15 protein-coding genes are annotated in these 17,817 nt (G+C 60.3%); 8 read left to right on the forward strand and 7 right to left on the reverse strand.

Annotated elements, in window-relative coordinates:
• The first annotated feature begins 181 nt into the window (after positions 1-181).
• Positions 182-1,645 (forward strand): hypothetical protein, encoded by a 1,464-nt coding sequence (locus NZK35_RS20395; protein ID WP_259634371.1) that lies wholly within the window; start codon positions 182-184, stop codon positions 1,643-1,645.
• A 95-nt stretch (positions 1,646-1,740) separates the two neighbouring features.
• Here the strand turns inward: NZK35_RS20395 and NZK35_RS20400 are convergent, their stop codons facing one another.
• From NZK35_RS20400 to NZK35_RS20410, 3 genes are read right to left on the reverse strand one after another with little or no spacing between them, the layout of a single operon-like run.
• Positions 1,741-2,610 carry a thiazole synthase gene (locus tag NZK35_RS20400; protein WP_261364800.1) on the reverse strand — a complete coding sequence of 290 codons (870 nt, stop codon included), beginning with the start codon at positions 2,608-2,610 and terminating at the stop codon, positions 1,741-1,743.
• A gap of 4 nt (positions 2,611-2,614) precedes the next feature.
• Positions 2,615-2,818 (reverse strand): sulfur carrier protein ThiS, encoded by a 204-nt coding sequence (thiS, locus tag NZK35_RS20405; RefSeq protein ID WP_259634372.1) that lies wholly within the window; start codon positions 2,816-2,818, stop codon positions 2,615-2,617.
• Between the two features lie 9 nt (positions 2,819-2,827).
• Positions 2,828-3,832 carry a sugar phosphate isomerase/epimerase family protein gene (locus tag NZK35_RS20410; protein ID WP_259634373.1) on the reverse strand — a complete coding sequence of 335 codons (1,005 nt, stop codon included), beginning with the start codon at positions 3,830-3,832 and terminating at the stop codon, positions 2,828-2,830.
• Positions 3,833-4,199: 367 nt separating this feature from the next.
• Here NZK35_RS20410 and NZK35_RS20415 point away from each other — a divergent pair, with 367 nt between their 5' ends.
• Together NZK35_RS20415 and NZK35_RS20420 are read left to right on the forward strand one after the other, a co-directional pair.
• Positions 4,200-5,405 carry a type IV pilus twitching motility protein PilT gene (locus NZK35_RS20415; RefSeq protein WP_259634374.1) on the forward strand — a complete coding sequence of 402 codons (1,206 nt, stop codon included), beginning with the start codon at positions 4,200-4,202 and terminating at the stop codon, positions 5,403-5,405.
• A gap of 58 nt (positions 5,406-5,463) precedes the next feature.
• A complete protein-coding gene (locus NZK35_RS20420) occupies positions 5,464-6,801 on the forward strand; it encodes an ATPase, T2SS/T4P/T4SS family (RefSeq protein ID WP_259634375.1) in 1,338 nt (445 codons plus the stop codon).
• A 263-nt stretch (positions 6,802-7,064) separates the two neighbouring features.
• On the opposite strand, the gene NZK35_RS20425 is transcribed toward NZK35_RS20420, so the two are convergent.
• Positions 7,065-7,790 (reverse strand): YggS family pyridoxal phosphate-dependent enzyme, encoded by a 726-nt coding sequence (locus NZK35_RS20425; protein ID WP_259634376.1) that lies wholly within the window; start codon positions 7,788-7,790, stop codon positions 7,065-7,067.
• A gap of 13 nt (positions 7,791-7,803) precedes the next feature.
• Positions 7,804-9,783 (reverse strand): hypothetical protein, encoded by a 1,980-nt coding sequence (locus NZK35_RS20430; RefSeq protein WP_259634377.1) that lies wholly within the window; start codon positions 9,781-9,783, stop codon positions 7,804-7,806.
• A 193-nt stretch (positions 9,784-9,976) separates the two neighbouring features.
• Between NZK35_RS20430 and NZK35_RS20435 the strand changes: the two genes are divergently transcribed.
• The 5 genes from NZK35_RS20435 (at position 9,977) to NZK35_RS20455 (ending at position 15,842) form a co-directional block, all read left to right on the forward strand.
• Entirely contained in the window at positions 9,977-11,095 is a 1,119-nt protein-coding gene (locus tag NZK35_RS20435; RefSeq protein ID WP_259634378.1) for a YdjY domain-containing protein, read from the forward strand.
• Between the two features lie 210 nt (positions 11,096-11,305).
• Positions 11,306-12,472: a sensor histidine kinase gene (locus tag NZK35_RS20440; protein WP_259634379.1), complete on the forward strand. Its 1,167-nt coding sequence runs from the start codon at positions 11,306-11,308 to the stop codon at positions 12,470-12,472.
• 146 nt (positions 12,473-12,618) lie between these two features.
• Complete coding sequence (locus tag NZK35_RS20445) at positions 12,619-13,719, forward strand: HD domain-containing phosphohydrolase (protein ID WP_259634380.1); 1,101 nt, start codon at positions 12,619-12,621, stop codon at positions 13,717-13,719.
• Between the two features lie 21 nt (positions 13,720-13,740).
• Entirely contained in the window at positions 13,741-14,205 is a 465-nt protein-coding gene (locus NZK35_RS20450; protein ID WP_259634381.1) for a response regulator, read from the forward strand.
• The gene (locus NZK35_RS20455) at positions 14,202-15,842 is read left to right on the forward strand and encodes an HD-GYP domain-containing protein (RefSeq protein ID WP_259634382.1); all 1,641 of its coding nucleotides are present in this window, start codon (positions 14,202-14,204) and stop codon (positions 15,840-15,842) included. The genes NZK35_RS20450 and NZK35_RS20455 overlap by 4 nt, the downstream gene beginning before the upstream one ends.
• Before the next feature lie 279 nt (positions 15,843-16,121).
• Here the strand turns inward: NZK35_RS20455 and NZK35_RS20460 are convergent, their stop codons facing one another.
• Together NZK35_RS20460 and NZK35_RS20465 are read right to left on the reverse strand one after the other, a co-directional pair.
• Positions 16,122-16,898, reverse strand: a complete 777-nt coding sequence (locus NZK35_RS20460) for a hypothetical protein (protein WP_259634383.1) — start codon at positions 16,896-16,898, stop codon at positions 16,122-16,124.
• Positions 16,899-16,928: 30 nt separating this feature from the next.
• A complete protein-coding gene (locus NZK35_RS20465) occupies positions 16,929-17,630 on the reverse strand; it encodes a PTS sugar transporter subunit IIA (RefSeq protein ID WP_259634384.1) in 702 nt (233 codons plus the stop codon).
• Between the last annotated feature and the right edge of the window lie 187 nt (positions 17,631-17,817).

The following is a 17,817-nucleotide window of genomic DNA, read 5'->3' on the forward strand; positions in this document are numbered from 1 at the left end:
TATTGGGCTGAAGCCTGCACCAACCCTGATACCCGTGCCATTCGTACCTGCCCGCTTTTCCGCTCGCGAGGTGAACCACTGGAAGTCGGCTGGGGTACTACGATAAAATTGAGACGTTCCGCCGCGTTGTCTTTGCCCCCCCCCTCCGTGCAATCCCGATCGGGTTGCTGGCGAGCCGTCCATGTCTGAAATCGTCCATTGCCCGAAGTGCCATTCCGCCGTCACGGTCGGTGCGGACCAAGCCGGCAGACGCGTGCAGTGCCCCAGTTGCCTGAAGGAATTCCTCGCCCCCTCATCGCTCGGTGGTGCCGGATCGAGCGATGAAGATGAGGATTGGCTGTCGCTGGCTGATCCAGAGGAGCTCACCGCTCCGCCCACCGCATCCGACTCCGGATCACCGGCGGCAGCGCCACCGGATGTCGACGACGACGACCTGTTCGGCGAAAACCCGTTCGTCGACCTCCCCGACGAGGATGGTTTGGACAGCGAATCGGACCCGACAGATCTGTTCGCAGGACTGCCATCACTGGACGAACTGCCGAGCTTCGCGGGCGGCCCAGCAACGGGCGGCCCAGCAACGGGCCCGACGGCCGGCCCGGCGGCGGCCAAGCCGACGCCGCCACCCGAAGCCGCCGCGACGATCGACCCGAACGAAGAGTTCCGGGTGACCTGCCCGATCTGTGGCAGCATGCTGTCGGCCAAAGTCAAGCAGACCGGAAAGACGATCAAGTGCGGTGACTGCTACAGCGAAGTCCGCGTCCCCAAGCCGCCGAGAAAAAAGATCCAGCCGCAGCGTGACGACAACGCCGAGACGTTTCAATTCGTCGAAACCGGCGCGACCGGCCGGCCGGAAGATCCCTTCAAGAAAAGCGCCGACGAACTGCTGCGCGAGGCCGCCCGGGAGCCTGACGACAAGCAGTCCGAACCGGCGTTCGACGCCCCCAGCACCATCGGATGGTTCAAAACCGTCTTCGGGATCTTCGTCGACCCCGGGGTCATCAGCCATTTTTTTGGACTCTCGATCCTGTTGGCGATTCCCGCGGCCCTGACGGTCGCGCTGCCCGTCTTTGCACTGGGCATGTTTCCACTGGGATTACTCGGGATCACCCTGGCGGTGTCCTGTGGATTCGCGATCCTTTTCGGCGTGGCCAACGAACATGACCGCATCGAAGACTGGCCCACACTCGACCCGACCGCCTGGTTTGAATCGCTGTGGCTGGTCGTTGCGGCGACTGCGATCGCCGTGGGACCGGCCTACGTCATCGCCACACTGTTTGTCGCCGTCCCGGTGGTCAAGCTGGGCCTGGTGATGTTCTCGATCTACGCCGCGTTTCCGATCATCTTGCTTTCGATGTTGGACGAACAATCGATCACGTCGCCCTTTTCCGCCGACGTCAGCAAGAGCATCACGCGGTGCCAGGAAGAGTGGGGTGCCTTCTACTTTTCAACCGGACTGCTGTTTGCCGCCCTGTTCGGCTACTTCGTGATGTGCTCCCTTTCGCCGGCCAGCATCGCGATCGGGGTGACCCTGTCGATCGGCGTGGTGTTCATGTACTTCGCCATCCTGGGGCGGCTGGCGTTGGCGATCGGCGAGGTCGTTGACCTGACGGCCTTGGACTCCGAGGACGACGAAGAAGAAGATTAGTCGGCAAGAAAGTGGCGTAAGCTTCCAGCTTGCGTTCTCGGTTTCACTTGTGAAACGCAAGCTGCACGCTTACGGCACTCTTTATTGTTTTGTGCTTAGGCGTTGCTGCCATAGGGCCGCGTGCTGATGACACCTTCGGCGGGACTTGATGCGGTCCCATAAAGCCGCTTGGGGATGCGGCCGGCCCGAAAGGCGTGACGACCTGCGATCGCGGCATGCTTCATCGCCTTGGCCATCAGAACCGGATCGCGGGCGTGGGCGATCGCGGTATTGAGCAGCACCGCATCCCCGCCGAGTTCGAACGCTTGGCTGACGTCGCTCGCAGTGCCGACTCCGGCGTCGATGATCACCGGGTAATCGGGATCGTCCTCTTTGAGATACTCTAGGATGATCCGCAGGTTATTGGGATTGAGCAATCCCTGTCCGCTGCCGATCGGGCTGCCGGCGGGCATCACGCTGGCCGCGCCCGCCTCTTTGAGTCGTCGCGCCGTGACGGGACAATCGCTGGTGTAGCAGAGGACTTGGAATCCGTCGGCGGCCAGTTCGCGACACGCCGCCACCGTCTCGGCGGGGTCGGGCAACAAGGTCTTGCTGTCGCCGAGGACTTCGAGTTTCACCCAATCCGCGCCGGAGTTACCGAGCGTTTTGAGGATTTCGCGGCCGAGTTTGGCGGCGCGAATGGCATCCGCGGCGGTGTAGCAACCGGCGGTATTGGGCAACAAGGTGTAACGATCCAGATCGATGAAATCCAAGATATTCTTGCCGCCGCGGTCGTAAAGCCGTTCGCGGCGGACGGCCACGGTGACGCAATCGGCTCCGGACGCATCGAGTGAGTCACGCATCTGCTCCATCGTGTCGTAACGCCCGGTGCCGACGATCAACCGACTGGCGAGCGTGTGGGAGCCCACGACGAGCGGTGCGTCATCGGCCTCGGCAGAAGCATTGGGAGTGGATGCGATGGACAATGGATTACCCGCCTCCGACCAAGGTTACGACTTCGACGTCGTCGCCGTCACGAACGATCGTGTCGGCATACGTTTCACGTGGGACCACATCCGCGTTGATCTCGACGGCCAAATAGTTCGGCGGCACCTCGACGGTGTCGAGCAGTTGCTCGACACTCATTTCCGAATCGATTTCGACGCGTCGGCCGTTGACGGTGATAGAGATCATCGGTTGGACTCAGTCATTGTCGTCGTCAAAGGCCGCATCAAAGGCGCGGGTGCTGGGCGAGAAATCCAGCTTCTTGGTGAACTGGCACGCTTCGGCGGCACCGAACTCGCGCTCCATCCCACTGTCTTCCCACTCGATCGACAGCGGTCCGTTGTACCCGATGTCGTTGAGCGCGCGAATGATTTCTTCAAAGTTCACTCCGCCGCGCCCGGGGCTGCGGAAATCCCACCCGCGTCGCGGGTCACCGAAATTCAGATGGCTGCAGTTGATCCCGCTCGTTCCGTCCAAGGTCACGATCGCATCCTTGATGTGCACGTGGTAGATCCGATCGGGGAAACGACGCAGAAACTTGACCGGATCGACGCCCTGCCAAATCAGGTGGCTGGGGTCGAAGTTGAATCCGAATTCGGGCCGGTGGTCGAGTGCTTCCAGCGCTCGCTCGGCGGTGTAGATATCGAAGGCGATTTCGGTCGGGTGGACTTCCAGCGCGAACCGCACGCCGCATTCGCCGAACACGTCCAGGATCGGATTGAATCGCTCGGCCAGCAAATCGAACCCGGCATCGATCATGCTCGGCGGAACCGGCGGAAAGGAGTACAGCAGATGCCAGATGCTGCTGCCGGTGAAGCCGTTGACGACTTCGACGCCGAATTTCTGGGCCGCCCGTGCGGTGTTTTTCAGTTCTTCGATCGCCCGGGTGTTGACCGCATCGGGATCGCCGTCGCCCCAGACGTAATCCGGCAAGATCGCTTGGTGGCGTTGGTCGATCTGATCCAACACGGCTTGGCCGACCAAGTGGGCGCTGATCGCGTGGCACTGCAGTCCGGCGTCGTCGAGAGCCTGGCGTTTCTTGTCGCAGTAATCGTCCTCGGCGATCGCCTTGTCGACTTCAAAATGATCGCCCCAGCATGCCAGCTCGATGCCGTCATAGCCGAATCCGCTCGTTTTTTGGACCATGTCGGTGAACGGAAGGTCTGCCCATTGACCGGTAAACAGGGTGACAGGACGCGACATGAAGCTCTCCAGAGGGAAACGGGAAGGTGAGAAATACGAAAAGATGAAATTGGAAGGAATGCGATTCGATGCTTCCAGCGGTATTTTGCGCACCCACTGCTAAAACCTGCAACAACCCTGAAAACCCTGCAACCACCCCGAAATCGCGGTTCACGGTCAAAATGGTGGTCACCGGACCCAATTTGGGCACCCTGGTCACCGAGAGAGTTTCAATTCAAAGCGGCTGGAGACCACGCCGAGTCCATTGAGCGTTACCATCCTTGGCCTAGAATAAGATGGCTGAAACTCCCACAAGGCGATTTCTGACCCGTGTGCATTTCCGACCCGTGTGTTTGGCCCGGCTCCTCCTTTTTCTGCAAGACTCGAAATGGCTCATAAAAACGGCAAGACGGCTTCGGCTCCCCACCCCACTGGTTCCACCACCGCAGAAGCTGTCGCCAATCGACTCCGCCAATCGCTGCTCCATCAGCGGGAAGAGTTGGAGGTCGATAAACTGTTCCGAGCCCTCGTCAAGCTGGAAGGCAGCGACTTGCACCTCAAGGTCGGCCAGCCGCCGATGGTCCGCGTCGGCGGGACGCTCAAGCCGCTCAACCGCGGCCCGATCGACTCCGAAGAAATGGTCGACCTGTTGCTGCCGATGATGGACGAGCGCAACCTGCTGATTTTCGAAGAGGAAGGCGGTGCCGACTTTGCCTACCTGATGATGGTCGACGGCGTGCGTTGGCGTTTTCGTGTCAACATGCTCAAGTCGCTGGGGAATATTGGCTTGGTCGCCCGGCGGATCAATAACTTCATCCCCGACTTTCGCGGGCTTTACCTGCCCGATTCGATCGAAGGCCTGTGCCACTACGAACAGGGCATGGTGCTGTTGGCCGGGGTGACCGGTAGCGGCAAAAGTACGACGATCGGATCGATGCTCAACTACATCAATTCGATCTACCGCAAACACATTTTGACCCTCGAAGACCCGATCGAATTTATCTTCACCGAAGACAAGTGCCTGATCAACCAGCGGGAAATGGGGCAGGACGTCAAGGATTTCAGCATCGGGATGAAGCATGCGGTGCGTGAAGACCCCGACATCATCTTGGTCGGGGAACTTCGTGACGAAGAGACTTTCATGACGGCGATTCACGCCGCCGAGACCGGTCACTTGGTGTTCGGAACCATCCACGCGGCGAGTGCGTCGACGACGATCGGCCGGATTTTGGACCTGTTTCCCGAAGAAATGCACAACGCGATTCGCAGCGCGATCGCGTTCAACATGAAAGGCATCGTCGCCCAAAAACTGCTCAAAAGCATCAAACCCGGCGTCTCACGAGTCCCGACCTGCGAAGTGATGACGTTCAACCCGACGATCCGCAAACTCGTCCTGGAGGGCAAGGACGAGAAACTGCCCGACGCAATTCGCATCGGTGCCGATGACGGAATGCAGGACTTCACCATGAGCCTGAAAGGCCTGATCGACGACGAATTGATCGATCGTCCCACCGCCTTCGCCGTCGCGCCGAACAAAGACGCGCTGAAAATGGCTCTCAAGGGCATCGATGTGAAAGCCCCCGGTATCTTGTAAGCTCTTGCGGCGACCACTTCCTTTGCCAACTCAACTCATCTGCTCTTGCCCGTAATTGATGGCCGAACAACCCCCACCCCAACTCTGGCAATCCGTTGCCCCCGTCGAATTCTCGCCCAAGCTTAGCGACAACACGAAAGTCCAAGCACTGCTGATCAGCACCCGCCAAGGTGCCGGCTATGAAGTCGCTGCCGGGCAGATCTCTCACGCGATTCAGTCGCGTGCCACCCAGGTCTTGCTCGACTTCACCGCCGCCGGCTGCCAGATGCGGTACATGATCGACGGACTTTGGGAACAGTTGCCGGCACTGGACCGCGAAACGGGTGACGGCATGTTGTTCGCGCTCAAGCAACTGTGCCTGCTCAACCCCGCCGATCGGCGGAGTGCCCAGTCGGGTTCGGTCGCGGTCAAACTCAAGAAAGAAAAGTTTGACCTGGTGCTGCAATCCCAAGGCGTGCCCACGGGCGAACGCGTCCTGGTTCGCTTGGATTCGCTGCAGATCCCATTCGAGACGCTCAGCGATCTCGGCATGCGGGACAAAATGGTCGCCACCTTGAAGCAGCACCTCAACGATGAAGCCGACATCGTGCTGCTGACCGCTCCGAAAACCGAAGGCCTGACGACGACCTGGAACGTGGGCATCAACGCCGCCGACCGCTTCTTGCGAGATTTCCAGTCCTTCGAAGACCAGGCCCGACCGGAACCTGAAATCATCAACATCAGCGCCAATTATTACGGCGGCAGCACGGGCCTGACGCCCTATGAAGCGGTCCGCAAGGCGATCCTCAAAGAACCCGACGTCTTTCTGTTCCCCGGAACCGTCGATGCCGAATCCTTTCAACTGGCGCTCGACCAAGTCAGCAAAGCGGAAAAGAAAATCATCACACGGATGGTCGCCGGCGGGGCGGTCGAGGGGCTGGTGCGTTTGATCGCCCAATACCCCGAGCAACGCGCCAAGATCGCGCAAAAGGTTTCCTGCGTGCTCGGCCAACGTCTCGTCCGCCGACTTTGCGATAACTGCAAAGTCGGATTCCAGCCGCCGCCCCAACTGTTGCAACAACTCGGCATTCCCCCGGGACGGGTCACGCTGTTGTACCAACCCTTCATTCCGCCGCCGATCGAACAACAGGTCGATGAGAACGGTCGCCCCGCACCGATCACGCCGTGCCACAAATGCCAAGGCCGTGGCTACCTGGGACGCATCGCCATCTTTGAACTGCTCACGCCCGGCCCGCAGTTGCGCGACGCCTTGACCAAAACCCAGGACGTCGCACGGCTGGCCGGAATCGCCAAATCCGAAGGTTTCCACGGCGTGCAAACCGAAGCGGTGCTGACCATCGCCCGCGGTCTGACCGGTTTAGATGAACTGAAACGCGCCTTCGCCAAGAAAGCGTAACCGTGGGGTAAGCATCCTGCTTGCCAATCGGAGGCGTTCGCGGAACGGCGTGCGCCGTCCTGTCGATTGGGTGAGCCGTGACGCGTGAGCGGTCGGGCATCCTGGCGTTGCCCGAGGCCTGACGGCCAGCGGCTCACCATTGACTCAGCTGAACCCGATTGAATCAACAGACCGCCAGCCGTCCGGTCTCACCCTCAATCAGAAACGGTGACCGGGCATGCCTCGCGAGCTCGGCAATCGCAAGCTGGAAGCTTACGCCACGTTTAGATCACGCCTTCGAATAGCGCCGACCCGATCCGCACCATCGTCGCGCCCACGGCGATGGCTTCGCGAAAGTCACCGCTCATGCCCATCGACAGTTCGGGCAACGCGTAACGGCCGGATTCGACCAGCCGGTCACGCAAATCCGCGACGCTGCGAAATTGGTTCGCCGCCACGGCCGATTCCGTTCCCCATCCCGCCATCGCCATCAATCCCACGACCCGCACCGCGACGAGTCCGGGAATTTCCAACAACCGGCCGACCGCCTCGGGCGAAAGACCGGTCTTACTCTCATCGCCGCTGATGTTGACCTCCAACAAGACCTCGGCGACGCGTTGCTGGCGACTCGCTTCCTGGTCGATCGCGCGCAACAACCGCTCGCTGTCGACCGAATGGATCAGAGGATCAAAGCGGAGCATCCGCCGGAGCTTGTTGGTTTGGACATGACCGATCATGTGCCAGCGCAAGCTGCGATGGGGGTCGGCGGAGACGGCCGGGGCGATCGCTTCGGCTTTCTGCCACAACACTTGCGGACGGCTCTCGCCCAAGTCGCTGCAGCCGGCGTCAAAGAGCATTTCCGTCGTCGCCGCGTCGACATACTTCGAGACTCCGATCACGCGGACCGAACCGGGATCTCGGCCCGCCGCGGCGGCGGCTTGGCGAACCTCGTCGTTGACGGACATCCAATTACGACGGATCCGTTGGGCGGTCTCATGGGGCTGCGACATCGCGTTCATTGCGTCAGCTGGGATTGTCTTCCACCGTGATCAAGTCCTCGTATGACTCTTCCTTGACATCGAATCGGGCACAATAAAAGTCGGCGATCATTTGTTTGCCCAAGAACGTTCGTGGCCCCGACGGAGCCATCGAACGGTAAAGGATCCAGTGGGACTTTCCCATCTGAATCCGATACGCCGCGGCGGTACGCTGCGGGATCAGTTTCAATTGCTCGGCAACCGTCAGCTGTCGCCATGTTCGTTTCATCGAAAACCGGTCCCGCGAAACGTCCACCCAGAGGGGCACGAACAACTGACCGTGGCCCTGTGAGGCGAGCAACAGGTGTCGATCTTCGGTCGCCCGCAGCCGCGTCGGCGAAGGCGAATTTTTCCATTCCGCTGCCGACAACGGCAACACCAACGCGCGTCGACGATGGTCGCCAAGAAACAACTCCGTCGTCTCCGCTTCAGGCTCCACACCGATCCCATCGGCAAGCGGGAAACGGATCTGATAGTCGATCAACGGCAGGGAGGTCGATATCGCCTCACTGTCAACACCCTGGTTACGGTCGTGCCGCGCGTCGGCGGCCCGATGCAGTTCTTCATGGAACTGTCCCCGAACGATCGCGTCGGCAAAGAAACAACAGCGATCGTCGCGCAGGACCATGAACTGACGCTGCAAAACATAACCCGCCTCGTGCAGTTGCTCCATTTCCAGATAGTGGACGTCGTCGTCGGTGTACTCGCAGGTCGACACCCAGTCGCCCAGGGGTTCAAGGGGCTGACCGTCGATCGCGATAGTGGTTTCACAGCGACCACTGATCACCGTCGATTTTCCTGCGGTCCATTCCAGTCGCGACTGGCGATCGGCGTACTCGACCACCGTTCGCCCGCGCCGCACGTCCCATTCGGGAAGCAGACAGGCCACTTTGGCCTCTTCGTCGTGCAACATGGCTTCCGGCAAACTGACCTGCCACGCCAGTCGTCCCTTCGTCTGCCCTGTCCCCAAAGCGGCCTTGATCGCGGGCTGCAACGTTTCCGGATCCAGTTCAGCGGCGGAGGTCAAAAGCCCGTGTTTTCCCAAGTCATCCTGCACGTCTCGCTCGCTCAAACTTGAGAACGCCTGGACGCCACCGCGACCGGTCAACGCTGCAACCCACGTCGTCAACTCGATCGCGATCTCGTCAATCGCTTTCTCAAAGGCCGTGGAGACGACCGACGTTTTGGACTTTGACTTGCCGTTTTTTCGCTTCGTCTTTTTCGCCGGCTTGGGTGGTTCGACGAACTGCAGCAGACGACGTGAACGCAATAAGGAAGCCAACACGAGCCGGCACTGGTGTGGCCGGGCGAGCACGGCCGAAACGGAAAGATCATCTTGCTCACACCACTTCTTGAGCGCCTCGATGCTGCTGCCGGCCAACCGACGGCACGAGGGCAGCGCGGCGAGACGCTGCGAAAGTGTCAGCCCGATTTCGGCAACGCCGACCAAAACGGCCGGGTGAGTGGGATCACATGGAAGCAGGCCGTCACGAAACTCTTGAATCGTCCCCAACAGGCTCCACCAGTCGGGTTCCTCAAGGTGCTGCAACAATCCCGGCATCGCCGCCGACCAAATCAGGACATTCCAGACGTCGCTCAACACGTCCGGGCTGCGGATCAGTGACTCTTGAAAACGTCGCACCATCACGTCCGGCTCGATCGTGCGAAATCGCTTGCCGCCGGTGCTCGCACCGGCCGCCGTCCGGGTCAACCATTGTGTTTGGATGTCGCAGGGCGTTTGCAACGCGGTCGCCGCCCCCCAACGATAAATCGTTCCCCGCCACACCGCGTCGCCAAAGACCACGCCGATCGGTTGCTTCTGTTGGGCGGCGAGGATCCGTTGACGTAAGGTCGTCCACTGGGCGGACGTCAGAGGGGATTCCTCAAGCACCACCGCGTCATTTCCGGCTGTCGATGTAGCGGCAGCGGCAACCGATTGCGGTGAGGATTCGCTCGGGTCAGGCATTTTGGGTTGTCGACGCTTTCGGGGCATGGGAGGCTGGATTCGGACAGGTCGAAAGGCGAAGATGGAAGACAGACGGCAGCGCGACAAAAAGGGCACCGGTCGATCGGACGCTACCTTACTCGCCATGCTTGACTCTTGCACCCACTGTCCACGCGTCCCATCGCATCCAAATCCAATCTCATCTGCGGCCTTTATGAATAAACGAATCCCACTCGGTTTAGGCTGTTTGCTTCTCGGGCTTTGGATTCCGTTGGTCGGTTGCGGCCCATCGGCCCCCCAAGACGCGACCGACACGGCAACGGAACGCCCCTCCGAACTTTCCGATCCGCTGAATTCGGCAATCGCCGGCGAACCTGAGACGCATCCATCCGATCCGGCCGCCCCCCCGGTTGAACCGCAACCGAAACCGAAATCCCCCGAGCCCTCCGACCTCGTCGCGGCGCCGGACGAAATGGAGTCCGGTCCCGGTCGTCCGCTGCCGTCACCGCCGGACATGTCCCCGAACGAGGACAACGCGAACGCCGAAACGGCGACTGCCGACGCCGCCCCGGAAGCCGCCACGCCCGAGGAAGAGCTTCCCCAATGGGAACCCGACGGGCCGACCGCCGAAGAAATCGCGCGGAAAGCATTTCAGCCGCCGCCGGATGCGAAACAGCTGAGCGCCACCGGTCGACTGTGGATTGATCCCAAACGTCAGCGTGTGATCATCGATGGCTATGTCGCGCTCAAACGCGGGGCACTGGAAATGTTCGCCTGCCCGGTCGGGACGAAAGAACATGAATCGATCGTCGCAGCGCTGGCCCGATCGCGTGAAGTGCACGCCGCCCTGCTGGCGGTCGATGCGACGCCGGGAACCCCGGTGCGATTTCGGCCGGAATTTGCGCCGCCGACCGGCCAGGTGATCCGGGTCTGGGTCTGCTGGTACGATGCCCAGGACGAATTCCACGTCGTCGATGCCCGAGAGTGGGTCCAGGATTTACAGACGGAAAAGGCGATGACGGCCGAATGGGTTTTTGCCGGCAGCGGGTTCTGGCAGGACGAAGAAACCAAACAAGAACACTACATGGCCGACTCCGGCGACATGATCTGTGTCTCGAATTTTTCCAGCGCGATGTTGGACGTAGCGATCCCCAGCAGTGCCGACGCCGACTCGCTGAGGTTTGTGCCGTTCGAATCCAAGATTCCCGATCGCGACACCCCGGTGCGGCTCTTTTTGCTGCCGGTGTCGAATCCGTCGGACGCACCGCCGCCGTCAAAACCGGCCGATCGTGCCGAATTGCCGACCGCGAGGGATGTCCCGCGGGCCCAGTGATCCGATCGACAACATTTGACTGGCAAATAGCCCGCCAACTGCAAAAACCGGTAGAAATGCACAACCGGCACGGCCGCAACATTCATGGTGTCCGGGGGGGCTGATCCCAAGTGAAAGGACGAATCCGGGGATAGGATGAAAAGTGCAACGTAGTGTTCGATGACGAAAACCGCCCGGTCTGGGCGATTCCAACCGTCGGAGCACAACACTATGCACGCGTTGAAACAGAAACTCTCTCGAACGTTCGGCCCGGACAGCCTGATTTTCGGATCGGCGGTCCTCTTTCTTGTCTTCATGCACCAGATGGCGTTCGAGGATCGTTTCGTCCTGATTCTGTATTATCTGGCGGCCGTCGGATCCGCCTATGCGCTGGTCCGTCGTCGCGCCTTGGGACTTGCCAGCGCGATTGTCGCCGTCGTCACCGCGACGATGTTCGCCCAGCTCTACTACGCGGCTGAACCGACGACCTGGAGTCCGATCTTCGACGCGGTCCGGGACATGGCCGCCCTGGGTGCGGTGCTGTTTCTCACCGTCCGCGTGTTGATGGCCAGCTATCGGCTGCAACGTGAAGAAAAACAGCGGGCGCTGGAAAACCAAATCCAGGAACAACTCGTCGCGATGCGTGCCCAGGCCCTCCGACAAACCTCCCATGAAGTCCGCACGCCGCTGTCCACCATCACGGCCATCAGCGAAACCTTGCTCGACGGAAGCACCGGCGAGCTGAACGAATCGCAACGTGAGTTTGTGCAAGACATCGATGATTCCGCTCAGCATCTGTTGGCGCTGGTCAACGACATCTTGGATTATGCCAAAGCCGAAGCAGGCATGATCCGCTTGGCACCACAACCGGTGGCGTTGGCCGAATTGGTCTCCCAGTGTGTGTCGATGGTCAGCGTCCGGGCGAAAGACGAAGAGATTTCGATCACCGCTCAAGTCGACGTGGAGTTGAACGAAGTGATCGCTGACCCATTGCGACTGCGACAAATCCTATTGAACCTGCTCTCCAACGCGATCAAGTACAACTCCAGCGGCGGCAGCGTGATCGTACAGATCCGCCCCGACGAAAAGAACATGTTCCGCATCAGCGTGCGAGACACCGGCCGCGGCATCGCTCCAGAACACATGGAGCATTTGTTCGAGCCCTATTATCAAGCCGCGATCGCCGACCAAGGCATCGGCACCGGACTCGGTTTGGCGATCATCAAGCACCTGACCGAACTGCACGGCGGAACCATCGACGTCGAAAGTGTCGTCGACACCGGAACCATGTTCACCATCCGTTTGCCGCGTGAAGCGGAAATGTGCGACGAACCGGCCGGCGAACGAACGCTGCGTCCCGAAGACGCGGTGTTGAATCTTGATCTGGCAGGTGTCTAGTGCTTCGTCAATGTTTAAACAGAGGGTGCCGCGGAAAAGGGGTCAGGTACCAAAAATGCGGAGCACCCTGCGGGCCATTTGGTTTTTGTACCTGAACCCGTTTCCGATCCAAAACTTGAGCCAGCACGGGAATAGAAAGGTTGATCATGATCGAACGCAATGAATTGAATACAGGTTTCGCCGAAGGGTTCGCCGAATCGTTTTCGCAAGCGGCCGTGGATGCCCAACGCAAAATGCGAATCCTGGTCGCCGACGGAAACGCAACGATTCGCAAGCTGTTGCGGATGGGGCTGGTCGGAGAATCGTACGAGATCATCGAGGCCACCAACGGGCCCGACGCCTACGCCTGCGCCACCGCCACGCCGGAGCCACACGCGATCCTTCTGGACGCCGGCTTGGGCGGAGGGATGGACGGATTGAAAGTTTGTCGCGAATTGAAAAGCGACATGCAATACCGCACCATTCCGATCGTCATGCTGACGACCACCGGATCGAATGAAGAAATCAATGAGGCGGTCGAGGCCGGCGCCGACGAGTTTCTGAGCAAACCCATCAACCGCGGCGAATTGAAAGTCCGCTTACGATCGATCACGCGGCTTCACAAGGGCAATGCGGAATTGATCGGAGCCGAAAGCGTGGCGCTGTCTCTGGCCCGTGCCGTCGCCAGCAAAGACGGATACAGCAGTGGCCATGTCGAGCAAGCCGCCAACTTCGCCGTCGCGTTCGGGAAAGCCATCGGCCTCGACGCGGCGGAACTCAAGATGCTTCGCTACGGAGCGATCCTTCACAACGTCGGAAAGATCGCGATCCCCGATTCGATTCTGGAAAAGACGGGACCACTCACCCCGCGCGAGCGCGCCCTGTTCCACCAGCACCCGCGAGTGGGCTGCGATATCTGCGCGCCGCTGAAACCGTTGGCCCCCGTGCTGCCGATCATCCGACACCACAAAGAACACTTCGATGGAACCGGCTATCCGGACGGTTTGCGCGGCAACGAGATTCCGCTCAAGGCTCAAATCGTCGGCATCGTCGATGTCTACAGCGCCCTGACCAATGATCGCCCGTTTCGACGCGCCAAGTCGCAAGCCGAAGCCGTCGAAATCTTGCGACATCGCGCCAAGCAGGGAATTCACGACCCCGAACTGGTCGACAAGTTCTGCGAAATGATTCAAGACGAAGCCCCCGAAGACGCCGCGGATGCTTCGACCCACTCCGTTCCATCGCACCTCGCGACTCCCGCCATTTAACTTTTGTTCTGCCGAACTGCCATGCCCACCGAAAAACGAAAAGTGCTGATCGCCGAAGACAATCCCGGCTTGGCTCGCGTGTTGTCGTTCAAATTTAAATCCTGCGGATTCGAACCGATCACCTGCGGCAACGGCGGCGAGGCATGGAAATCGTTCTGTGATAGCCAAATCGCTGCGGTCGTCAGCGACCATGAAATGCCGATCATGTCGGGGATCGAATTGATCGAACGCGTCCGCGAAATGGACGCGACGCTGCCATGCTTTTTGGTCACCGGACGTCAACTGGAATTGTCGCGTGACCCCCGCGTGGCCAAGTTGAAGATCCATACGGTGTTCGGCAAACCCTTCAGCCCCGGAACCGTCGTCTCCGCCGTCAGCGACGCCATCAATCAACATGCGTCCGGAGTCGCCTGCCCACCCGCCTCCGCTGCATCCACGTCGACCGGGGGAGTGCCGTCGACCGGTCAACCAGGAGCAACTGCATGAGTCCAGCGGTCGAGCAAAACGGTACGCCCCGAGGCGATGCAGACGAGGCAGCGGTTTCCGAGGCAGCGGCTTCCAACGTCAAAGTCTGCACCTACGACCAAGGTGGGCTCGACGGTTCACTCGCCCATATCCTGGCCGAGGGGATCGGTTTGTCGGTCACGGTGGTCGAAGCACGTGACGGCGGACACCCCTTGATCGTGCAGGCGACCGCCGACCCGCATCGCGTGCACACCGAACACTCGACCGGCACCGCCACAGTTCGCCAAGCACTCGCGCTGCCCGCCGGAGGGATCGCCGTCTGGTCGGCGCCCGCGGACCATGCCGAACGAATCGGCCGCCACGCGTTGACACTGCTCGACCTTGAAATCTCACGCAACGAAACCAAACAGTTACTGGCCGAAGTCGATTCGTTGACCAACCAGGTGATGCAGGACTTTGAAGAGTTGTCGCTGATCCGCGCGCTCGCCTCCAGCCTGGAACTTCCACAGACCGAAGAGGACACTGACGGTTTCGTGCTCGCCTCGCTGATGCCCTTGGTCAGCGGCGTGGGCGCCGTCTCGATCGCCGCCATCTTGGTGGATGATTCCGGACGACAGCAACGTCGCCCTCTCTGGACCGGAACGCAACTGATCCAAGACGAATCGGTGTTGGAACTGATCCAAAGCCATGCCGCGGAATTGAGTCAGCAACCGGTCGTCCGCAATCGCAATATCGGCGACCAACATTGCGGCGTCGCCGGATTGGACGAATACGTCATTGTCGAGTGTTCCAGCGAAGGGCGTCTGCACGGCTGGGTGATGGCGTGCAATCGGGTGAAAGATGATGTCGATGACGTGCCGTGGGCTCAGCTCGGATTCACGACCGTGCAAGCGTCACTGATGGAAACGGCAACCAATCAGTTGGCCGCTCAACTCAACAACATTCGCTTGCTTCGGCAAAAAGAAGAACTGTTTACCGATGTCATCCGCGCACTCGTCAACGCCGTCGAAGCCCGCGACCCCTACACCTGCGGGCACAGCGAACGCGTCGCCAGCTTCGCCCGTTGCCTGGCATCGAAGATCGGGTTCACGTCCGCGGAATGCGAACGGATTTACTTGACCGGTCTGTTGCACGACGTCGGCAAAATCGCCATCCCCGATGGCGTGCTGCAAAAACCCAATCGGCTCAACGACGAAGAACGCGCGATCATCGAAACGCACACGGACTCCGGCTGGCGCATCTTGCAAGAACTCGATGCCCTGCAGGACATCTTGCCCGGTGTGCTCTACCATCATGAACACTGGAACGGTGAAGGCTATCCCGATCAATTGGCCGGGGAAAACATCCCGATCGATGGTCGGATCCTGGCCGTCTGCGACGCCTTCGATGCGATGACCAGTGATCGCCCCTATCGTCAAGGCATGTCGATCGACCGCGCGGTCACGATTCTCACCGACGGCGCAGGCACATTCTGGGATCCCAACCTGATCCAAGTCTTTCATCGGAACATCGACGAAATCAACGAAATCCGCATCAACCACCAGCCGCGTCGACCCGCGACCCGACCGGCCCCCATCGATGGGCGGCCCATCATCGGGACCCCGGGATTCACCGTCCCCGCCGAGACGCCCCAACCATCCACGCCCGGCCAGTCGTAGGCATGCGTGTCGACACCGCTTCAGTCACCCTCCCCGGGGGACGTCGATTCTTTTACTGCGGGATTTAGCAACTGATTTCGATTCTCTCCCTCTGGGAGAGACGGCGTTTGCGCAGCAAGCAAACGCCAGAGAGGGCCGGCGTTACCCAAGTCTTGGCGACTCCCGCTACGATCAACTCCGCCACTGATACAATCGACGTCCCGCAGCGAGGGCAGGGTCGAACGACCGGGGAGCGTTCGCGGTGGCTCAACACCCTCTGTGACGACAAACACTTGCGACTCACGCCGCGCGACGTTGCGTCAATCCGCTCGCGCCGGACGCCCGATCGATCAGCAATGAGAAATCACCCGGCTTGGCGATCACCAGGTCGACCCCGGCCTCCATCGCCGCGGACTTTGCTTTCGGCGTGATGTTTCCGCTCACCCAAACGTGCTCCCGCGGCGGATCCACCAAGCGGTCCATCAAGCGGTCCCAGGGCTGACCTTGAGTCGCCGAATCATCCCACCAGATTTCGTCAAAGCGATGCAGGGTCGCCAACTGGTCGGGCCGGCACCAGATCGCCGAGGCCGGGCCGGAGGAGGCGATCGACAGCAACGCCGACGCGTTGGCGTAGCTCGACGCAACGACCGCGATACTTTGCGGCGCGGCACTGGGCGGGTTGGCCCATCCGCAGCGTCGTAGATACCCCGGCAAAAACGATTCCCACTGATGCCAATGAATCGTCGGCACGTCAAACAGATCGGCCGGCGAAGGTCGCGCACCGGCACACAGCGGCCCCAACAACAACACCGCTTTGGCATCCCCATGCAACCGACAGAGCGTTCGGAATAGCTCGATCGATTCGGCCGAGTCATTGTCGCGGCAACACAAGATCGTTCGCACCGCCGACGCCGGACGCAGCAATGCTGATTTTAGATCCGCGCGATAAGCCAGCTGCGAAACGTGCGACTCGCAAAAGTCATAGGCATCGCAGTACGCGTTTGAATCGCGATCGCCGATCCACAGCAACGTCCCGTGATCCGTCACACCGCCGTGATCGACCAAATGCATCGACATCTCCCCACCCCGAAGTCCTGTTCGCTTCCATTATGCCGACAACAAAACGTCTGCCTCTTGCAGGCAATGCCATGCTTCGCCCGGGTTTTCACAAGCCCGCAACCGGTTCAGAAATGATTCCATCGCGATCAGTCGGCTGATCTTGGCCAGGGTACGAAGGTGTGCCGAATCGTCGTAAGAGCAGATCAGAAAAAAGACATCGGTCATGTGTCCGGTGTCGGAGAAGGGGATCGGCGCCTGGCTGACGGCCAAGCCGACGACGGTGTCGGCCAAAATCGAGGTTTGGGGGCGACGGGGGTGCATCAGCGCCACGCCACAGTCCAACGCGGTGGGATGCATTTGTTCACGGCTCTTGACGGCCTCCGCCATCGCCGGCGCGTCCCACATCATTCCCGAAGCGGCGACCAGGTCACACATCGAGCGAATCACCGATCCGCGCGTCCGAGCCCGCAACGGAATCTCGATGGTGTCGACGGTGCATAATTCATGCAACTCTCGGTCCTGCGTCTCATCGGTCATGCGGTCCACCACGCGTTGGACGCGTTCCAGTTCAACGCTGTCGTCGCTGGCACCGATTTGATCCTCCAGCCAGTGATGGATCTCGGCCTCGTTGAATCGCCATTGCCCGCCCACCTTGCGCCCCGGCAGACGACCGCGGAGCACCATCTTCTCCACTTTTGCAGGCGTGATATGGAGGTATTGCGCTAATTGGGCTAAATCAAATTCTTCCATTGTCGGCCTAATCAGTTTCTTGGTTGACGCACGTGTTGGCTGATTTCTTTGGTCGACACCGTTCGGAAAAGGTCCCAGAAAATCTTGTTGCGTGTTGTCCGTCCGCAGACGCGGAATTCGCACGAAGCGTCTGATCAATTCGCACGCGTGTCGGTTTCGTTGCCGCGTATGGTGACTGACCGGCACG

The sequence above is a fragment of the Stieleria sedimenti genome, assembly GCF_025060895.1.
Lineage (GTDB): Bacteria > Planctomycetota > Planctomycetia > Pirellulales > Pirellulaceae > Stieleria > Stieleria sedimenti.